The 2,937-nt window shown below is 42.0% G+C and carries 1 protein-coding gene; it reads left to right on the top strand.

The genetic code is table 11. The features are described 5' to 3' along the window. Nucleotides 1-45: 45 nt before the first annotated feature. Nucleotides 46-2,937 (top strand): discoidin domain-containing protein (locus AC1DLI_RS34195; protein ID WP_477610168.1); only part of this gene is annotated, 2,892 nt, incomplete at its 3' end.

The following is a 2,937-nucleotide window of genomic DNA, read 5'->3' as shown; positions in this document are numbered from 1 at the left end:
TATCTTTGGCCGTCCAAGTTTGCGGATCCAAAACATGAGAGGCATATGTATCTTCCAAAAGACGAAAACGGCAAAGTAGTAGATGGGTTGAAACAGTTTGAACTGGCAGTAAAACGTCATGGAATGAAATTCGGTTTATATTATGGCGGAGGGATTCCATACTACACGACGGACGTCTATGTGCAGAATTTAACGGATTTAATTGAACGGTATACGCCTGAATATATTTATTTTGATGGACCGCAAGGGATACCTAACGCCAATTTTGATGTGATATACAGTGTTGTACGCAATTATAGCGATGATATAATTATAAACTCCAATGCATGGGGCGATGAGTATGGAGACCCTGATTTAAGAACCGAAGAAGCATCTGGTATTTACAGTAATGGCGCTGCAAATCATACTTTAAAACGTACGATTATGGAACCATGGAAAATGATTCACACCAAAAATGCACAATCTCCCTATTACGGTATCCGAGATGACTACAGGCAAGTTGCCAAGGAAATGGTAATGAATACCGGCAGAGGCTATGTGGATAATAATGATCAGACGCCTGTAGATAGCCGCGGGCCCAATTGGAACTCTCCTGAGGAAATTGCGACAAGGTATCCTAAAGCAGAGCAGGAATACATTGATGTGAGAGAAAGTTTGGCGAGATGGTTTGCGCCTGTAGGAAAACCGGAAAGACATGAGTCTACAACAGGTACCATGCCCTATTTCTTGTCAGGCTATGGCTACGAAGACGATGGAAAAGGCAATTATGAAAAATTTGCTTTAGCTAACAGTACTACAGGCCCACAATGGGGATACGCAACGTCTAGAGACAACAATGTTTATCTTCATATTATGAAAGGACCTGACAGCAAAAAAGGGTTTAATGCCATTCCTGAAAAGTCTTTAACCATTCGTCCGGTTAAAGACAAAGTGAAGTCCGTAACCTGGTTAAACAAGGATATTCCAGTAAAATCATTTGTACAAAAAGGTGACAGCCTGACAATCAATCTTGCCAATGTCCAGGAGGATCAGATCGATACGATCATCAAGATTGTAACGGACAATTCTGCACGCAAATATAAGCTTACGAATGTCAAAGCAACGGGAGAGCAGTTAAAGCCCTCGTCACTCAAAATCAACGCTGAGGGATATATGACATTTCCAGCGCTTAAAGCAAGGCTTTCAGGTCTAACATACAAAAGTGCGAATCCTAAAATAGCGGCGGTTGACGGTAAAGGAATCGTGACTCCGGTATCAAACGGAACAACAACGATCACAGTTAGCGGTAATTATGAAGGTGTAACGAAACAGGATACATTAAAAGTAACAGCAAGAGACGGCAAAATTTATGTTGGGGAAAACATGATTGGCGCCACTTTACTCGTGGATGGAAAGGAAGCTTACGGCGAGTTTGGTACACTAGAAAAACTCAGCTATCAAATCGAAGGCAGATCATCGAAAGGCGGAGCAATAGGGCTTGATGCGGCACAAATTCAATGGCACGGCGGTGTCGTTGATTTAAAAGCGGGTGACAATTATAAGCCTGTATCGATCAGAGAAACAAATGGATTTACTTTCAATAAAAATGAAATTATTGCGCCGTTCGTAGAACAACCTACACGGGGAGTCGTTTGGGCTGATGTAACTTTAAACGGCAAAACATTTACAACAAATAAAATATTCATGGACCTGTTGCCATACCAAAATCTTACAGGGACCACTGGAATTACAGCTAGTCATAATCAAGGTGTAGTAAGTCAATTAGTCGATGGAAAAACAATTGACGGCATTCATTTTGACGGGTCCAAATGGTCGGTACCCGCAAGTGAAAAGGCATGGATTCAATTTAAGCTGCCGGCAAAGTCCGACATTGCCAATATCAATCTTAACTTTAATTCTTTAGAACAAAAATATATCAATACGCCTAAAACAATAAAAATTCAAACGAGCGCTGATGGCGTGGAATGGCAAGATGTCAGCACCGTTAACGGTCCGACGGGTAATGCATATTTTGGTTTCTACAACCAATATCCAATCAACACGAAAGCTCAATACGTTAAATTACTATTTGATGGCGGTTCAAACGGGTCAACGATTGATTTGCTTGAAGTGGCCATAAACGGGATAGATTCGAATTTATTTGATCGCTTCGAATATGCGTATAAGCCGATTGATGCGACTACAGGCAAATTTGAAATCGAAGCTTTCAAGGGTACTGGTGAACCGATTGATGAAGCTGATGAGATCGTAGTAACAAGCGAAAACCAGGATATTATTAAGGTAGGGGAGTCAAACCTGCTAACCGCAGTTTCAGAAGGCATGGCAAAGCTGAAGATTAGAGTGACGATCGGCGGACGTCCGATTGAATATGTTACGTATCTTTTCGTTGACAAGTCAGGAAAAATCTATACGCGCTCTTATTTAAACAACATTAACGTTACTCTAAATAAAACGGAGATTCAACCCAACCAACCTATCGTTGCTGCAATTGAAGGCTTGTTAAATACAGGTGAAACAGCCGATTTATCAAGGGCTACTGTAGAATATCAATTTAGCGATCAAAGGCTGTCGGTTGTTGAGGGCAGCAATACGATCATTGTTAAAGGCGATATCGGTCGTGGATTTAATGCGACGGTTGTTGTAAAGGCTACTTTAGACGGGGTAACCGTTGAAAGTCGTCCTATGCCAATTGCTGTATCTAGGGGTACTCTCCCTCAGTCAAAAATGACGGCAACGGCGACAAGCCAGGAAACGGTTGATCCAGCATCCAATGCGATCGACGGAGACCCGGGAACGATTTGGCATACAAAATGGGATAAATCCGACGTGCTCCCTCAATCGATTACGTTAAGCCTTGGAGGGACCTTCAATATCAATACAATCGCCTATTTGCCAAGGCAATCAGGAGGCAGCAACGGAATTATTACAGGCTATAAC

The organism is Paenibacillus sp. 01T443, from assembly GCF_056398325.1.
The sequence above is the reverse complement of the archived record's forward strand: the minus strand, read 5'-3'. Positions and strand labels throughout refer to the sequence as shown.